The organism is Roseobacter cerffii (assembly GCF_054226325.1).
On the sequence record NZ_CM135757.1, the window covers coordinates 3,810,623 to 3,825,464 of the forward strand.

The 14,842-nt window shown below is 63.3% G+C and carries 16 protein-coding genes; 6 read left to right on the top strand and 10 right to left on the bottom strand.

What is annotated here, in order from left to right; genetic code table 11:
• Positions 1-66 precede the first annotated feature (66 nt).
• Positions 67-555, top strand: coding sequence for a redoxin family protein (locus ACVC7O_RS18540; protein WP_458323599.1), 489 nt, complete (start codon positions 67-69; stop codon positions 553-555).
• Between the two features lie 58 nt (positions 556-613).
• Here ACVC7O_RS18540 and ACVC7O_RS18545 read toward each other — a convergent pair whose 3' ends face one another.
• Genes ACVC7O_RS18545 through ACVC7O_RS18565 form a run of 5 tightly spaced genes read right to left on the bottom strand, consistent with a single transcriptional unit; the run spans position 614 to position 4,294 of the window.
• Positions 614-1,540: a mechanosensitive ion channel family protein gene (locus ACVC7O_RS18545; protein ID WP_458323600.1), complete on the bottom strand. Its 927-nt coding sequence runs from the start codon at positions 1,538-1,540 to the stop codon at positions 614-616.
• 3 nt (positions 1,541-1,543) lie between these two features.
• Entirely contained in the window at positions 1,544-1,840 is a 297-nt protein-coding gene (locus ACVC7O_RS18550) for a 4a-hydroxytetrahydrobiopterin dehydratase (RefSeq protein WP_458323601.1), read from the bottom strand.
• Positions 1,837-3,024, bottom strand: coding sequence for a GNAT family N-acetyltransferase (locus ACVC7O_RS18555; RefSeq protein ID WP_458323602.1), 1,188 nt, complete (start codon positions 3,022-3,024; stop codon positions 1,837-1,839). The genes ACVC7O_RS18550 and ACVC7O_RS18555 overlap by 4 nt, the downstream gene beginning before the upstream one ends.
• Before the next feature lie 47 nt (positions 3,025-3,071).
• The gene (locus tag ACVC7O_RS18560; RefSeq protein ID WP_458323603.1) at positions 3,072-3,839 is read right to left on the bottom strand and encodes a glycerophosphodiester phosphodiesterase family protein; all 768 of its coding nucleotides are present in this window, start codon (positions 3,837-3,839) and stop codon (positions 3,072-3,074) included.
• A complete protein-coding gene (locus tag ACVC7O_RS18565) occupies positions 3,836-4,294 on the bottom strand; it encodes a RidA family protein (RefSeq protein ID WP_458323604.1) in 459 nt (152 codons plus the stop codon). The genes ACVC7O_RS18560 and ACVC7O_RS18565 overlap by 4 nt, the downstream gene beginning before the upstream one ends.
• A gap of 386 nt (positions 4,295-4,680) precedes the next feature.
• Between ACVC7O_RS18565 and ACVC7O_RS18570 the strand changes: the two genes are divergently transcribed.
• Positions 4,681-5,475: an MlaA family lipoprotein gene (locus tag ACVC7O_RS18570; RefSeq protein ID WP_458323605.1), complete on the top strand. Its 795-nt coding sequence runs from the start codon at positions 4,681-4,683 to the stop codon at positions 5,473-5,475.
• Positions 5,465-6,064, top strand: a complete 600-nt coding sequence (locus ACVC7O_RS18575) for an MlaC/ttg2D family ABC transporter substrate-binding protein (RefSeq protein ID WP_458323606.1) — start codon at positions 5,465-5,467, stop codon at positions 6,062-6,064. The genes ACVC7O_RS18570 and ACVC7O_RS18575 overlap by 11 nt, the downstream gene beginning before the upstream one ends.
• A 15-nt stretch (positions 6,065-6,079) precedes the next feature.
• On the opposite strand, the gene ACVC7O_RS18580 is transcribed toward ACVC7O_RS18575, so the two are convergent.
• Positions 6,080-8,278 (bottom strand): transglycosylase domain-containing protein, encoded by a 2,199-nt coding sequence (locus ACVC7O_RS18580; protein ID WP_458323607.1) that lies wholly within the window; start codon positions 8,276-8,278, stop codon positions 6,080-6,082.
• Between the two features lie 255 nt (positions 8,279-8,533).
• Between ACVC7O_RS18580 and ACVC7O_RS18585 the strand changes: the two genes are divergently transcribed.
• A complete protein-coding gene (locus tag ACVC7O_RS18585) occupies positions 8,534-8,872 on the top strand; it encodes a P-II family nitrogen regulator (RefSeq protein WP_458323608.1) in 339 nt (112 codons plus the stop codon).
• Positions 8,873-8,903: 31 nt separating this feature from the next.
• Positions 8,904-10,238 (top strand): ammonium transporter, encoded by a 1,335-nt coding sequence (locus tag ACVC7O_RS18590; protein WP_458323609.1) that lies wholly within the window; start codon positions 8,904-8,906, stop codon positions 10,236-10,238.
• Positions 10,239-10,343: 105 nt separating this feature from the next.
• Here ACVC7O_RS18590 and ACVC7O_RS18595 read toward each other — a convergent pair whose 3' ends face one another.
• The 3 genes from ACVC7O_RS18595 to smpB all read right to left on the bottom strand — a co-directional run bounded on the left by ACVC7O_RS18595 (position 10,344) and on the right by smpB (position 13,026).
• Entirely contained in the window at positions 10,344-11,528 is a 1,185-nt protein-coding gene (locus tag ACVC7O_RS18595; protein ID WP_458323610.1) for an amino acid aminotransferase, read from the bottom strand.
• Complete coding sequence (gene sseA / locus ACVC7O_RS18600; RefSeq protein WP_458323611.1) at positions 11,528-12,382, bottom strand: 3-mercaptopyruvate sulfurtransferase; 855 nt, start codon at positions 12,380-12,382, stop codon at positions 11,528-11,530. Before sseA ends, ACVC7O_RS18595 begins: the two co-directional genes overlap by 1 nt.
• Positions 12,383-12,537: 155 nt before the next feature.
• Entirely contained in the window at positions 12,538-13,026 is a 489-nt protein-coding gene (gene smpB / locus ACVC7O_RS18605; protein ID WP_458323612.1) for an SsrA-binding protein SmpB, read from the bottom strand.
• A gap of 138 nt (positions 13,027-13,164) precedes the next feature.
• Here smpB and ACVC7O_RS18610 point away from each other — a divergent pair, with 138 nt between their 5' ends.
• Positions 13,165-14,016: a hypothetical protein gene (locus tag ACVC7O_RS18610; protein WP_458323613.1), complete on the top strand. Its 852-nt coding sequence runs from the start codon at positions 13,165-13,167 to the stop codon at positions 14,014-14,016.
• A gap of 3 nt (positions 14,017-14,019) precedes the next feature.
• On the opposite strand, the gene ACVC7O_RS18615 is transcribed toward ACVC7O_RS18610, so the two are convergent.
• Positions 14,020-14,838, bottom strand: a complete 819-nt coding sequence (locus ACVC7O_RS18615; RefSeq protein WP_458323614.1) for a sulfotransferase family protein — start codon at positions 14,836-14,838, stop codon at positions 14,020-14,022.
• Positions 14,839-14,842: the final 4 nt, after the last annotated feature.

Sequence of the window (14,842 nt, forward strand, 5' to 3'; positions counted from 1 at the left end):
CCTCGCCCGAGGCCGCACCCTATATCCGCAAGAGCGACAAACGCAATTGCAAGAAAGGCGTAGCACATGACGATTTCACAGGGCGACCAACTTCCCGACGCAACTCTGGTCGAATTGGGCGCGGAGGGGCCAGCCCCGGTCTCGCTCGCGGACAAGACCAAGGGCCGCAAGGTCGTGATTTTCGCGGTGCCGGGCGCCTATACCCCGACCTGCCATTCCGCGCATGTGCCAAGCTTCATGCGCACCAAGGACCAGTTCGACGCCAAGGGTGTGGACGAGATCATCTGCGTTTCGGTCAACGACCCCTTTGTCATGAAATCCTGGGGGGAGGCCACGGGTGCCGCCGCCGCTGGCATCACCATGCTGGGCGACGCTGACAGCTCCTTCACCAAATCCATCGGCATGGATTTCGATGCCCCGCCCGCCGGTCTGCACGCCCGATCCAAGCGCTATGCCATGCTGGTCGATGACGGGACCGTCACACTGCTGCAGGCCGAGGAAAGCCCCGGCGTCTGCGAGGTCTCCGCAGGCGAGGCCCTGCTCGAAAACATGTAAGACAGCAAAGAGGCCCGGGACATCCCGGGCCTTTTTCATCTCACCACAGCACATCGCGTCAGGCGCGCTCTTCGTCGCCGTCAAAGCCGGTCCGGGCCGCGCCATTGCTGGTGTCACTGTCGCCCTCGGCCTCGCCGTCTTCCGCATCCGCGCGCACAATTGTGCGGGTCGGGAAGGGAATATCGATGCCGCCTGCGTCCAGCGCTTCTTTCACAGCGCGCTTCATATCAGCCTGATAGGCAAAGTATTCCGCCGCATCGACCCAGACGCGCACCAGAAAGTCGACCGAACTGGCGCCGAGGTTATTGACCTGGATGAAGGGCTCCGGGTCGCTCTTGGAGCGCGCATCCGCCATGATCGTATCGAGGATAATCTTCTGCGCATCGGCCAGGTTCACACCATAGCCCACGCCAAAGGTCCACTCGGCCCGGCGGGTGGAGTTCGTCGAATAGTTGGTGATGACATTGCCCCAGACTTCGGAGTTGGGGATGATCACCTGCACATTGCTCAAATCGGCCAGTTCGGTGAAATTCAACGTGATGGCCTTCACCGTGCCCATCTCGCCCCCGACTTCGACAAAATCGCCAAGTTTCACGGGGCGGAACAGGATCAGCATGACCCCGGCCGCCACATTCGACAGCGTGCCCTGCAATGCCAGACCGATGGCCAAGCCGGCGGCACCAATGACGGCGACAACGGATGTGGTCTGCACCCCGAAGGTGTTGAGCACAAAGAGGACCGCGAAGCCCAGCACCACATAGCGGATGATCGACGACAGAAAGTCGAAGAGCGTATCATCCAGATGACGGTGTTTGCGGCCAAGTTTCTGGATGCGCCGCTGCAGCCAGGCAGAGACGATCCAGCCGATGATCAGAATGCCGATAGCGGCCAGCACAGAGCCCACGGCGCTCAGCAGGAAGTCGAGGGTTAGCAGATCGGCCAGGGTCTTGCCCTGCCAGATTTCGGTTTGCAGTAGCTCTTCCATTACTTACTCCGACAGACTGTCCATCTTGCGGGCGAGCTTCGCATCCAGCGCGCTGAGGCCCCCCACATCATGCGTGCTGAGCACCACATCGACAGTCTTGTAGACATTGTTCCATTCCGGGTGGTGATCCCATTTCTCCGCCCAGATCGCAACGCGGGTCATCCAGCCGAAGGCGTCTACGAAGTCTTTGAAGACAAACGTCTTCTGGATGGCGTCGCGCCCGTCGACCATTTCCCATCCGGCGGCAAACAGCGGCTCCAGCAGGGGGCCGCGCGTCTCTTCGCTCAGTTTTTCCGTCATTCCTGTTCCTCAATCTCTGCCCGTTTGAAGGGCCCGTATTCCGTCAACACGGTGATTTCCTCGTCGATGGCCGCACGCTCGGCCTCCAGATAGTCGCCGATGGCCTTCGCAAAGCCCGGGTCATTCACCCAATGCAGCGACCACGTGGGCTGTGGCAGATAGCCCCGCGCCAGCTTGTGTTCACCCTGCGCGCCTGCCTCGACCCGAGCCAAGCCTTCCGCAATGGCGATGTCGATCGCGCGGTAGTAGCACAGCTCGAAATGCAGGCAAGGGTGGTGCTCCGTGCATCCCCAATACCGGCCATATAACGCCTCAGCGCCGAAAAAGTTCAATGCACCCGCCACCCAGCGCCCGTTCCGCTCAGCCAGCACCAGTGCCATGTCGTCGCGCAAGCGCTCCTGCGCGATGTCGAAGAACCGCCGCGTAAGGTAGGGCGTGCCCCATTTTCGCGCGCCGGTGTCCTGGTAAAACCGCCAGAAGGCATCCCAATGCTCGGGTTCCAGCGCATCGCCCGTGAAGGTCTGGATCGTCCCGCCGAAGTCCTGCGCCCGCGCCCGCTCCTTGCGGATGTTCTTGCGCTTGCGCGAACTCAAGCTGGCCAGAAACCCGTCAAAATCCGCGTAGCTGTCGTTCTGCCAATGAAACTGCTGCGTCTTGCGCAGCATCAGCCCCATGGCGGCGCCCCGCGTCGCCTCCTCTTCGGTACAAAAGGTCAGGTGCAGCGATGACAGGCGATTGTTTTCTGCGAGCTGTACCGCGCCCTGTATGAGCGCCGCCGTGCCCGTCTCTTCAAATCCGGGGCGCACCAGCAACCGCCGACCGGTGGCTGGCGTGTGCGGCACCGCGATCTGCAGCTTCGGGTAGTAGCGCCCGCCCGCGCGCTCATAGGCGTGGGCCCAATTGTGATCGAAGATGTATTCGCCCTGGCTGTGCGACTTGGCATACATCGGCGCCACGGCGATCAGATGGCCTTCGAGGCGGGCGGTGAGGTACTGCGGCTGCCAGCCGGTGCCCGTCCCGACCGACCCGCTGTCCTCCAGCGCCCGCAGGAAGCGATAGGTGGTGAACGGGTCCATGGGCCGCGCGCCATCTGCGGCCTCCGGGCAGGCGCAGGCATCCCACTCAGCCGCATCGATTTCGTGCAGCGAGGGCAGCACCCTGATCTCGATTTCCTGTTCCTGCATCGCGTCGCCTCTGCTCACCGCCTTACTTGTGCCCCGCCCGCGCGGGATCAAGCGGGATGCGGCGCGAGGTACTGCTCAAAGGTGATATTCTGCGCGATTTTGCGGGCCGTTGCCTCGTCCTCTGGCGACTTCACGGTCCAGCATAGGATATTCGCACCCTGCGTCTTCAGCTCGGCCACCCGAGGGCGGCCCAGGTCGCGCCAATTGTGGCTGATGAAGCTGCACTCGGCCCGGTCATAATCGGGAATGCCGCGCAGCGCCGTGCGCCGGGTCCGGGGAATCGGCCAATGGGCGGCCTCATAGGCGTCGGTCACCAGCCCGCGCGGGATCTCTGGGCACAGCCGCGCCATGCGCATCACCGCATGGGGATTGAAGGACATCACCGCCACCGGTCCGTCATAGCCCTCAAGCGCTGCGGCCACCGCCTCTTCCAGCCCCCTGATCTCGGGCCCCAGCGCGCCGTCCTGATCCTTGATCTCGATGAGCAGCGGCACCTGCCCCTTCACCAGGGACAGGATCTCCGGCAAATCCGGAATACCCTCCGCACCGCCCTTCAGCGGCACCTGCCCGAGGTCCCGCGCGGTCAGCGCCCGGACCGGCCCGCGGCCTTCGGCGAGACGATCAAGCGCATCATCATGAAACACCATGGCCTGCGCATCGCCGCTCATCTGCACATCGATCTCGATGCCATAGCCCGCGTCGATGGCCGCCTGCACCGCCGCGCGGCTGTTCTCCGGGCGCCCGCGCGCCACATCGTGCAGGGCACGATGTGCCAGCGGGCGACGCAGGAAGGCCTCCGGCAGTGCAATCTTCATGAGATCTCGAAGATGCCTTCGATCTCGACAGCCACCCCCAACGGCAAGGCCGCCGCCGACACCGCCGAACGCGCATGCCGCCCGGCATCGCCAAGCGCTTCGACCAGGAAGTCGGAGGCGCCGTTGATCACCTTCGGCTGCTCGGTGAAGTCCGCCGTCGAGTTCACAAACCCGGTTAGCTTGACCACCCGCACCAGCCGCTCGATATCGCCACCACAGGCCGCCTTGACCTGGGCCAGAAGGCTGATCGCACAGAGCTTCGCCGCAGCGGCGCCCGCCGCCACATCCATATCAGCGCCCAGCTTGCCGGTGACCATGCCATCCGGACCATTGGAAATCTGGCCCGAGACATAGAGCGTGCTGCCCACCTGCACGAAGGGCACGTAATTGGCGGCGGGGGCGGGCGCATCAGGCAGGCTGACGCCCAGGTCGGCAAGGCGGGAAGCAATACTCATGGTCATGTCCTCTTGGGTGGGGTGCGGGCGCGGCTCTGCGCAGCCCTCGTTGCGAAGTATGCCCACCCTGCGGCTTTGCACAAGCGGATAACACGTAAGCATCGCGCCATCTGACAGGGCGCCGCCACCCGCTAACCCCCTATCGCCGCGACAAAATCCGATCAGCGACCGCCCGCAGGCCTTGACCTCCCGAAACCTCCCGTGCAGGTTGCATCAACGCATTTCCGCTCACAATTCGGGGCTTGCCCGTTGAATTGTGGACTGTATACGCCCAATACCAGTAATGTTACGCTGTCGCGCAACTGCCACATCAGACGAATTCCACTCGACCGCCCTCTGGGCATCACCGCAAAAAGTTTTAACTACCGCTCAGTCAATTTCACAGGATGATCCCAGTGCCTGCTTTCCATCTCCCCAAGGCGTTCGCGCGGCCCACCTTCGCCCTTCTCACAGCGCTCGCCCTGGGCGCCTGCGCCACGCAGGAGGCCGTGACCCGGTCCGACGGGATCAACGACCCTTATGAACGGCAGAACCGTGCAGTTCACGGGTTCAACAAGGGGCTCGACAAGAACCTGGTGCGGCCCGTGTCGCAAGCCTATGGCGTTGTACCCGTCGAGATCCGCAATACCGTCAACAATTTCTCCGAGAACCTCTCGATGCCGGCGGTGGCCGTAAACAGCCTGCTGCAGGGTGATCTGCGCGGCACGGGCCTGGCCACGCTGCGCTTCGTGATGAATTCAACGCTGGGGATCGGCGGGCTGTTCGATCCGGCGACCGAGTTGAACATCCCCGAGCACAGCACCGACTTCGGCGAAACGCTTGCAGTCTGGGGGGCTGGCGAAGGCGCATATGTCGAGCTGCCTGTCTTCGGTCCCTCGACCCAGCGGGATACGGTCGGGCTGGTGGTGGATTTCTTCACCAACCCGCTGACAACCAACACCAACAATAAATTCGACGATGATCTGCGCGCGGTCCCCCCCTCGACGGCGGCGGCCTCCGTGCTGAACGACCGCGAGAAATTCTCCGATTCAATCGATTCCGTGCTCTATGAAAGTGCGGACAGCTACGCGCAATCGCGCTCGATTTACCTGCAAAACCGCAGGTTCGAACTGGGACAGGACGATCCAACCGATATCGACCCCTTCGCAGCTGACCCATACGAGGATCCCTATGCCGAGTAATCTCACCCGCCGAGATGTTGTCCTGAGTGCCGCCGCCTTTGGCCTGCTGGCCGCCAGCCCCGCCGCGGCGCTGACCGAAGCCGCCGCGCGGCAACTGGTGGACAAGGTCGTGGCCGACATCGACCGCGTCATCAATTCCGGCCAATCCGACGCCGCCGTTCTGCGCGAGTTCGAAAAGCTCTTCGCGCGCTACGCGGATGTGAACATCATGGCGCAATATGCCCTGGGGGCCGATGGCCGCTCGGCCTCGGCCTCACAGAAGCGCGCCTTCAACGACGCTTTCACCACCTACATCACCCGCAAGTATGGCCGCCAGTTCCGCGATTTCGTCGGCGGACGCGTCGAGATCCAGTCCGCGCGCGAAATTCGCGCGGGCTATGAGATCCGTACGCTCGCTTACCTGCGCGGCGAAGGCCCGTTCGAGGTGAATTTCCACGTCTCCGACAAGTCCGGTAGCGACAAGTTCTTCAACGTCTATATCGAAGGCGTGAACCTGCTGCTGACCGAGCGTGGCGAGATCGGTGCGATGCTCGACCGCCGCGGCGGTGACATCAACGCGATGATCGGCGATCTGCGCAACGCAGGCTGAGGCCAGGCGACCGGGCTACCGGTCGCTGCCACTCACATTCGGCGCGCGCTCCCGGTCCCCGGGGTCGCCGCCAAGAATATCACGCAGCAGACCTTCCAGCAGACCAACGGCCCCGCCGCCGCTTCCAGGCCGCTCTGCAGGCTCGCGCGCCGCACCGCTGTTCGCCGGCATCATCATCGGCAGCGGTCTCGCGGGCACGCCTTCATGCACCCGCGCCATCGTCTCCCGCCAGATCTCGGCGGGCAGCCCCGCGCCGGTCACACCGGTCAAGGGCGTGTTGTCGTCATACCCCATCCAGACCCCCGCCACATAGTCGGCGGAGAACCCAACGAACCACGCGTCGCGCGCGGCCTGGGTCGTACCAGTCTTGCCCGCCAACTGCCGCCCGCCGAACTGCGCGCGCTTGCCGGTGCCGTCCGAGACGACCTTCTCCATCATGTAGATCAGCTGCCGCGCGGCGCCCTCCTGCACCACGCGCTCGCCAATGCCGCCGCCAGTGCCCATCAGTGGCTCCTCATCCCCCAGAAGACGCAGTTCCACCAGCCCATACGGCTGCACCGAGGAGCCGCCGTTCAGGATGCCCGCATAGGCGCTGGTCATCTCGATCAGCGTACTCTCGGAGGCGCCAAGCGCCAGCGCGGGACCTGCGGCCAGATCGCTCTCCAACCCGAAGTCGCTGGCCACCTGCCGCACCAGATCGCGGCCCACGAATTCCGAGACCTTGACCGCAGGGATATTGAGGCTGTCGGCCAGCGCCTCAGTCAGCGTGACCTTGCCGTAAAATTGGTTGGTGTAGTTCCGCGGCGACCAGGGGCCGGAGCCGGGAATATCAATGGTCAGCGGCTCATCCGTGACCGTGTCATTCGGGGAATATCCCAGATCGAGCGCTGCCGCATAGACAAAGGGTTTGAAGGCCGAGCCGGTCTGCCGCTTGGCCTGTACCGCGCGGTTGAAGGCGCCCGCCACCTTGGTCTGGCGCCCGCCCACCATGGCACGCACGGCGCCATCGGCGGACATCACCACGATGGCGGCCTGTGCCTTGCTGCCGGGGCGGATCTTGTTCTCGAACACCCAATCCATCGCCTCGTCCGCCGCGCGTTGAATGCGCTGGTCGAGCGTCGTCTTGATGATCACGTCCTCGGTCGTCTTGCGGGTGAAGAACTCCGGCCCGGACGACATCACCCAATCGGCAAAATAGCCACCCGCGCGCGCCTCGGCAGCCTGTGAGAGCTGTGCAGGGTTGTTCTGCGCCTGCCGCGCCTCGCTGTCGCTCAGATACCCCTGCTCGTTCATCAGGCGCACGATGGTCGCCGCGCGGTTCTGCGAGCGCGTGAGGTCATTGGTTGGCGCAAACCGCGTCGGTGCCACCAAGAGCCCCGCCAGCATCGCCGCCTCCGCCGCGGTCACATTCGCGGCTGACTTGCCAAAATACCGCTGGCTCGCCGCCTCGAACCCGCGCGCCCCTGCGCCGAGGAACGCCCGGTTCATATAGACCGTCAGGATTTCATCCTTCGAGTATTTCGCCTCCATCGCCAGCGCATAGATCGCCTCGGAGGCCTTGCGCTTGATCGTGCCACGCCGGCAATCAGCCTCATACTCCGCCTCGCTCTGCACGGTCGGATCGAAGGGCACGCCCAGGCACAAGAGCTTCGCCGTCTGCTGCGTGATCGTCGAGCCGCCATGGCCCGACAGCGGCCCGCGCCCCTCGCTCAGGTTGATCCTCACCGCGCTGGCGATGCCCCGCGGGCTGAGCCCGAAGTGGCGATAAAACCGCTTGTCCTCGGTCGCGATGATCGCATTGCGCAAATGCGGCGAGACGGTCTCGGTGGTGATCGCACCGCCAAACTGATCGCCGCGCCAGGCAAACACCCGACCCTGATCATCCAGCAGCGTCACCGACCCCCGCGCCCGGCCATCGAGCAGTTCGGTCACATCCGGTAGCGTCGTATAGTAATAGCCCACCATCAGCCCCAGCCCGAGGCAGACCACCGCGCCCACGCGCCAGGTGATGCGCCAGACCAGCCGCAAAACCCACCCGATCAGCCGCTGCAACAGGCCGATCAAACCACCCCGCCGCCGTGCAGGCGCCTTGCGCCGGACAGTCTTGCGCGGCTTGGCCTTCGGTTTCGCCTTGGATTTGCGCGCTGTTTTGGGAGACGCCGCATAGCGCCGGTCAGCGACCAGAGGCCGCCTGCCTTTTCGTGAATCACTCATGACGAACCTGCCCGGCCCAGTTTTGTTTCACGCAGTCTAACCCGCCGCGCGGGAATTGTTGAGGCGCTGCTGTATATAAACACAATTAAAAGTTTGCACAATTTCTGAGCAAAAAATCGTGATAGCCTATTTTTTGATCACTCAGCCGCCGTTTTGCCCATGATTTCGCCGCCGTAACTTCCAACGGCGCGGCGCTCTGGCGTCTTCTGCGGGCGCAAATACCGCAGCCTGTCTGCCAAATGAAGGGGATAAGAGGTGAAACTCATCATTGCAACAATCAAGCCGTTCAAGCTGGAGGAGGTGCGCGAAGCACTGACCGAAGCCGGTGTGCGCGGCATGATGGTCACGGAGATCAAGGGCTTTGGCTCGCAATCCGGCCATACCGAAATCTACCGTGGCGCCGAATATGCCGTGAACTTCGTGCCGAAGGTCAAGATCGAGATCGTGGTCGCTGACAGCGTGGTCGATCAGGTGGTCGAGACCATCACCAAGACAGCACAGACCGGCAAGATCGGCGACGGCAAGATCTTTGTCCTCGGCGTCGATCAGGCGGTGCGTGTCCGCACCGGCGAAACCAATGAAGACGCGCTGTGATCGCGGTACATCAACGAGGGATACGACACTCATGAAGCTTCTCAACACTCTTGCCCCCGCCGCAGCCCTTGTCGCGCTGCCGAGCCTCGGGCTGGCACAGGACGGACCGACCCCTGGCGTGAATCCGTCCTCCGATTCTGTTTTTATTTTCAACTCGCTGCTGTTCCTGATCGGCGGCTTCCTGGTGTTCTGGATGGCCGCTGGCTTTGCCATGCTCGAAGCGGGCCTTGTCCGCTCCAAGAACGTGACCATGCAGCTGACCAAGAACATGGCGCTCTTCTCGCTCGCGGCGATCTTCTACTACCTGATCGGCTATAACCTGATGTACCCGCTGGGCACATGGATGGTCGAAGGCGTGGTCTCCGGCGTCTGGGGCCCCGGCGTGCTCGAAGCGGTTGGCGTGACCGCCGATGCCGCCGACGACTATGGCTATGCGGCCACCGGGTCGGACTTCTTCTTCCAGCTGATGTTCTGTGCCGCCACCGCCTCCATCGTTTCAGGTGCGCTGGCCGAGCGCATCAAGCTCTGGCCCTTCCTGATCTTCGTGATCGTGCTCACCGCCGTGATCTACCCGCTGCAGGCCTCCTGGAAGTGGGGCGGCGGTTTCCTCGACGGCATGGGCTTCCTGGATTTCGCCGGTTCGACCGTTGTGCACTCTGTCGGTGGCTGGGCTGCCCTCGCAGGCGCCATCATCCTTGGCCCACGTATCGGCAAGTACAAGGACGGCAAGGTCAACCCGATGCCGGGCTCCAACCTCGCGCTGGCCACTCTCGGCACTTTCATCCTCTGGATGGGCTGGTTCGGCTTCAACGGCGGTTCGCAGCTGGCCATGGGCTCGGTCGGTGACGTGGCTGACGTCAGCCGCATCTTCTCCAACACCAACGCGGCGGCAGCCGGCGGTGCGGTGGCGGCGCTGATCCTGACGCAGATCATGTACAAGAAGCCTGATCTCACCATGATCCTGAACGGCGCGCTGGCGGGCCTGGTGTCCATCACAGCCGAGCCGCTGACCCCGACGCTGGGCGCTGCCACGCTGATCGGTGCCGTTGGTGGTGTGATCGTGGTCTTCGCTGTGCCGTTCCTCGACAAGCTGAAGATCGACGACGTGGTCGGCGCGATCCCGGTGCACCTCTTTGCAGGCATCTGGGGCACCATCGCCGTGGTCCTGACCAACCCCGACGCCTCCTTCGGTGTCCAGATCTATTCGATCTTCGTGGTGGGTCTCTTCACCCTGGTCGCTTCCGGTGTGATGTGGTTCATCCTCAAGGCCACCATGGGCATCCGCGTCGAAGAGGAAGCCGAGATCAACGGTCTCGACACCTCCGAGCTCGGCATGGAAGCCTACCCGGACTTCTCCAAGGGCTAAGCCCGAGGGCCATAAGCAAGACACGGAAAACCCGGGCCATGTGCCCGGGTTTTTCACGTTTTTAGACGGCCTGCCGCGCAGAGAACCCAGCGGCAGTGCGGGCTGTCAGACGCCCGCGTCGATGATCGCCTGCGCAAGGATCGGCACGGTCTCGGCGTTCAGCCCCGCGATGTTCATCCGGCTGTCGCCCACCATGTAGATGCCATGTTTCTCACGCATCTCGACGACTTTCTCGGGCGTTGTGCCCAGACGCGAGAACATGCCCCGATGCTGCGCCAGGAACCCGAACCGGTCCGAGCCCGACAGCCGCTGCAACTCACCCGCCAACTGGCTTCGCAGGCCCAGCATGCTGGTCCGCACCTCTTCCAGCTCGGCCATCCAGTCGGCTTTCAGCGCGTCGTCGGTCAGGATCATCGTGACCAGCCGCGCGCCGTGATCGGGCGGGAAGGAGAAGTTCTGCCGGTTCAAAAACGCCAGCGTATCCTGATGCAGCTTACGCGCATCAGTGTTCTGGCTCACTGCCATCAGCAGCCCCGTTCGCTCGCGATAGATGCCGAAGTTCTTCGAACAGCTCGCCGCGATCAGGCATTCGGGCACCGAGGACGCCACCAGCCGGGTCGCCGCTGCGTCCTCTTCCAGCCCGTCGCCAAAGCCCTGGTAGGCGATGTCGATCATCGGCACCGCGCCGGTCTCGAGCAGCGCATCCACCACCGCCTGCCACTGCGTCAGGTTCAGGTTGGCACCGGTCGGGTTATGGCAACAGCCATGCAGCAGCACCACGTCGCCTGCTTTCGCCTGTTTGATATCCGCCAGCATCCCGTCGAAATCGACACCCCGGGTCTCCTCATCGAAGTAACGGTAGTTCACCGCCTCCATCTCCAGATAGCTCAGGATCGACAGGTGGTTCGGCCAGGTCGGGTCCGAGACGAACACCCGCGCGCCGGGCCGCGCCATCTTGATCAGCTCAAAGGCCTGGCGTACCGCGCCCGTCCCACCCGGCGTCGCCACCGAAGCGACGCTCTCGCGCGCCACCGCATCGCCGAGAACAAGCTGGATCATCGCGTCCGAGAAGGCCGGATCGCCCGCAAGCCCGGTATAGACCTTGCTGTCCTGCACCTCCCAGAGCTGATGCTCCGCCGCTTTCACCGCGCGCATGATCGGCGTAAGGCCCGTGGCGTCCTTGTAGACACCGACGCCCAGGTCGATCTTGGTGGGGCGCGGGTCGTCCTTATACATCTGCATCAGCGCGAGGATACCATCCGCGGGGCGGGTCTTCAGGGTCTCAAACATCAGGCCTCTCCGGTTGCGACGGGCACCGTGGGGAACATCCCCCATTCGGTCCAGGATCCATCATACAGCGACCATTGCGTGTGCCCCATCCGCTCCAGCGCCAGTGCGAGGATCGCGGCGGTCACGCCCGATCCGCAGGAGGTGATGATCGGCTTGCTCAGATCCACGCCCGCGGCCTCGAACACGGCGCGGCAGGCGTCTGGGTCCTTCATGGTCTTGTCGTCGTTCAAAAGATCGGTGTAGGGCACGTTGCGCGCGCCAGGAATGTGACCCGCGCGCAGCCCCTCGCGCGGCTCCGGCGCATCGCCGCGAAAGCGCGCCGCCGCGCGGGCATCGACAATCTGGGGGTCCTTCAGCTTCGACGCCGCCGAAACCTGCGTGACATCGCGCACCAGATGGTTCTGGAACCGCACCGTCATGTGCCGGTCGCGGATCACCGGAGGCATGTCCTCAACCGGGTGGTCCTCGGCCTGCCACTTGGGGAAGCCGCCATCGAGCACCGCCACATTCTCCTGCCCCATCAGCCGGAAGAGCCACCAAACCCGCGCCGCCGAGAGCAACCCCGCGCCGTCATAGACCACCACCTGGTGGCCATCGCCCACGCCCATCGCCCGCAGGCGCGACATGAACTTCTCCACCGGCGGCGCCATATGCGGCAGGTCCGAGCGGTGATCGGAAATCTCGTCAATATCGAAGAAGCGCGCGCCCGGGATATGCGCCGCCTCGTACTCGGCATGGGCGTCGCGGTCTGCGTCCGGCAGGTACCAGGAGGCATCGAGCACGCGCAGGTCCGGGTCCTTCATGTGCTGGGCCAGCCACGTGGTCGAGACCAGTGTTTTTGGATCATCGGACATGGGAGACTCCCTCAGCTGTGGACGACCACCGGGTTAACGAGCGCAGACCGCAGAGGCAAGCCCGCGCGCGCCGCGGTGGCCTGAAAGCCCACCGAACCTGCAAGCACCACCGTCCGAAACAGGCAGGTGCGGTGGGCTTTCAGGCCACCGCTTGGTTAGCCGTGATCCTTCATCAGCCGCGATTTCTGGCGCGACCAGTCGCGCTTTGCCGCCGTCTCGCGCTTGTCGTGCAGCTTCTTGCCCTTCGCCACGCCGATCTTGATCTTCGCCATGCCACGATGGTTGAAGTAGAGCACCAGCGGCACCAGCGTCATGCCCTTGCGCTGCGTGGCATTCCAGAAATCCGCCAGTTGCTTGCGCGAGGCCAGGAGCTTGCGCCGCCGCCGCTCCTCGTGCTGAAACGTCTTGGCCTGTTTGTAAGGCGCGATATAGCTGTTCACCAGCCACAGCTCGCCGTCTTCTACCGCCGCATAGCTCTCGGCAATATTCGCCCCACCCTCGCGCAGCGATTTCACCTCCGAGCCTTCCAGAACGATGCCGCATTCGACATCTTCCTCGATCGCATAATCGAACCGCGCCCGCCGATTCTCGGCGACCACCTTGTAGTTCGGGTCGGATTTCGATGCGGATTTCACCTGGGCCATGGGCGCAGATGTAGTCCCTGCGGCAAGGCCACGCAAGACGCCCGCCACCTGACCCAAACCACACGCCTGCGGACGGAATAGGCGCAGGGCAAAAAATAGTGTATGACCAAAGCGGAAGACACGCCCCGGAGCCCTTTGATGTTCAACCCGACAGCCACCCTGGCCGCGTCCTTTGGTGACCATCTCTCGGAGACATTCCTGCAGTATTTCTCGGGGCGCGAGCCGGAATATGCCGCCTTTATCAACGGCTGCGCCAAGATGGTGCTCGAGCGACTCGCGAATTCGGATGCGCTCTATCACAACGCCGAGCACACGATCATGGTCACGCTTGTGGGCCAACAGATCATACGTGGTCGACTGGTGACCGAAGCGCTGCAGCCGCGCGACTGGCTGCACTATATCGTCGCCCTGCTGCTGCACGATGTGGGCTATATGCGCGATATCTGCGAGGGCGACGGCGCCTCGAAGGTGGTCATCGACGCAGATGGCACGACCATCACCCCGCCGCGCGGGGCGTCGGATGCCTATCTGGCCCCCTATCATGTCGAGCGCGGCATGATGTATGCCCGCCAGCGCTTCGCCGGCTCCAGCCTGATCGATGAGGAGCGGATCGCCGCCGCCATCGACTACACGCGCTTTCCCGTCCCCGATGACGCGCATTACCAATCCACCAGCAGCGAGCCCGCGCTCGTCCGTGCCGCCGATCTGATCGGGCAGATGGCCGATCCGTTTTATCACCGCAAGATCGGCGCGCTCTATCTGGAGTTCAAGGAAACCGGCATGGCCGAAGAGCTCGGCTATCAAAGCGCGGTGGACCTGATGGAGAAATTCCCCGATTTCTTCTGGTCACAGGTGCAACCGCTCATCGGGCCAGCCCTTGGGCACCTTGAACATACGATGGAAGGCAAGCAGTGGGTCGCGCAGCTCTACAACCACATCTTCCAGGTCCACCACCGGACCAGCATGCTGGGTCCCTTCGACGGGCGCTAGCTCTCAGTCGCCCAGCTTGGCGTGCACCTCGTCGAGGTCGATCTCGCTCACCGGCATCTTGTTGCCCGGATTCTCAAAGTCATAGCGGAAGAGCTCGAAGTCCCGCTTGTAGATCTCATAGACCAGATGCATCGACAGATCGTCGAAGTAGTCCTCCACCGGATGGGCGCGCTTGGGCCCATGCCCCTCGCTTTCGTTGAACCGCGGCACCTCATCCAGCGTGATCGGATGTGGCGTCTCGATCGCGTCGAGCACATCCTGCATGCCGTCGTTGAAACTCTCGGTCCAGACGATCTTGTCGTAGGTCCCGCCATTCACGATGAAGGTGCTGATATGCCCTGACATGGCCGACCAGTGGATATCCGGGTCCATCGGCTTGCGAAACCGGATCGTGTCGCGCGCAAAGAGCAGAAACCGCCGGAACGAGGCGATCTGGTCAAACTCCTGCTGCCCATCCTCGCCGCCCACGTCGATCCCGTATTTCTGCACCAGCACCGGCACAAGGTTGCCGCGATAGCGGTTGCCGTTGCGCTGAATGCCGCAGATCTTGTCGAAAAACGAGCTCAGAATGCGGGTGTAGGGGTTGCGGACACAGGTGAACGCGTAGGACTTGTGATGCTGCACATTCTCGGTGATCGGGCCCTGGCTATCGTCCAGCGCCCATTTGTGCAGCCCCTCCTTCGCGTCATGAATATCGCCGTCGAAAAACGCGCCATGATCCGAATAATACATGATCTGGCCAATGGTCGAGCAGGCACATTTGGGCACCACGCGGTACACCATGCTCTCACTCGTGGTCATCCAGGTGCCTGGGAAACCCATCTTG

Excerpts from the sequence above, each read along its gene's own strand:
- ACVC7O_RS18540 (WP_458323599.1), top strand. The coding sequence starts at position 67 with ATGACGATTTCACAGGGCGACCAACTTCCCGACGCAACTCTGGTCGAA.
- ACVC7O_RS18545 (WP_458323600.1), bottom strand. The coding sequence starts at position 1,540 with ATGGAAGAGCTACTGCAAACCGAAATCTGGCAGGGCAAGACCCTGGCC.
- ACVC7O_RS18550 (WP_458323601.1), bottom strand. The coding sequence starts at position 1,840 with ATGACGGAAAAACTGAGCGAAGAGACGCGCGGCCCCCTGCTGGAGCCG.
- ACVC7O_RS18555 (WP_458323602.1), bottom strand. The coding sequence starts at position 3,024 with ATGCAGGAACAGGAAATCGAGATCAGGGTGCTGCCCTCGCTGCACGAA.
- ACVC7O_RS18560 (WP_458323603.1), bottom strand. The coding sequence starts at position 3,839 with ATGAAGATTGCACTGCCGGAGGCCTTCCTGCGTCGCCCGCTGGCACAT.
- ACVC7O_RS18565 (WP_458323604.1), bottom strand. The coding sequence starts at position 4,294 with ATGAGTATTGCTTCCCGCCTTGCCGACCTGGGCGTCAGCCTGCCTGAT.
- ACVC7O_RS18570 (WP_458323605.1), top strand. The coding sequence starts at position 4,681 with ATGATCCCAGTGCCTGCTTTCCATCTCCCCAAGGCGTTCGCGCGGCCC.
- ACVC7O_RS18575 (WP_458323606.1), top strand. The coding sequence starts at position 5,465 with ATGCCGAGTAATCTCACCCGCCGAGATGTTGTCCTGAGTGCCGCCGCC.
- ACVC7O_RS18580 (WP_458323607.1), bottom strand. The coding sequence starts at position 8,278 with ATGAGTGATTCACGAAAAGGCAGGCGGCCTCTGGTCGCTGACCGGCGC.
- ACVC7O_RS18590 (WP_458323609.1), top strand. The coding sequence starts at position 8,904 with ATGAAGCTTCTCAACACTCTTGCCCCCGCCGCAGCCCTTGTCGCGCTG.
- ACVC7O_RS18595 (WP_458323610.1), bottom strand. The coding sequence starts at position 11,528 with ATGTTTGAGACCCTGAAGACCCGCCCCGCGGATGGTATCCTCGCGCTG.
- sseA (WP_458323611.1), bottom strand. The coding sequence starts at position 12,382 with ATGTCCGATGATCCAAAAACACTGGTCTCGACCACGTGGCTGGCCCAG.
- smpB (WP_458323612.1), bottom strand. The coding sequence starts at position 13,026 with ATGGCCCAGGTGAAATCCGCATCGAAATCCGACCCGAACTACAAGGTG.
- ACVC7O_RS18610 (WP_458323613.1), top strand. The coding sequence starts at position 13,165 with ATGTTCAACCCGACAGCCACCCTGGCCGCGTCCTTTGGTGACCATCTC.
- ACVC7O_RS18615 (WP_458323614.1), bottom strand. The coding sequence starts at position 14,838 with ATGGGTTTCCCAGGCACCTGGATGACCACGAGTGAGAGCATGGTGTAC.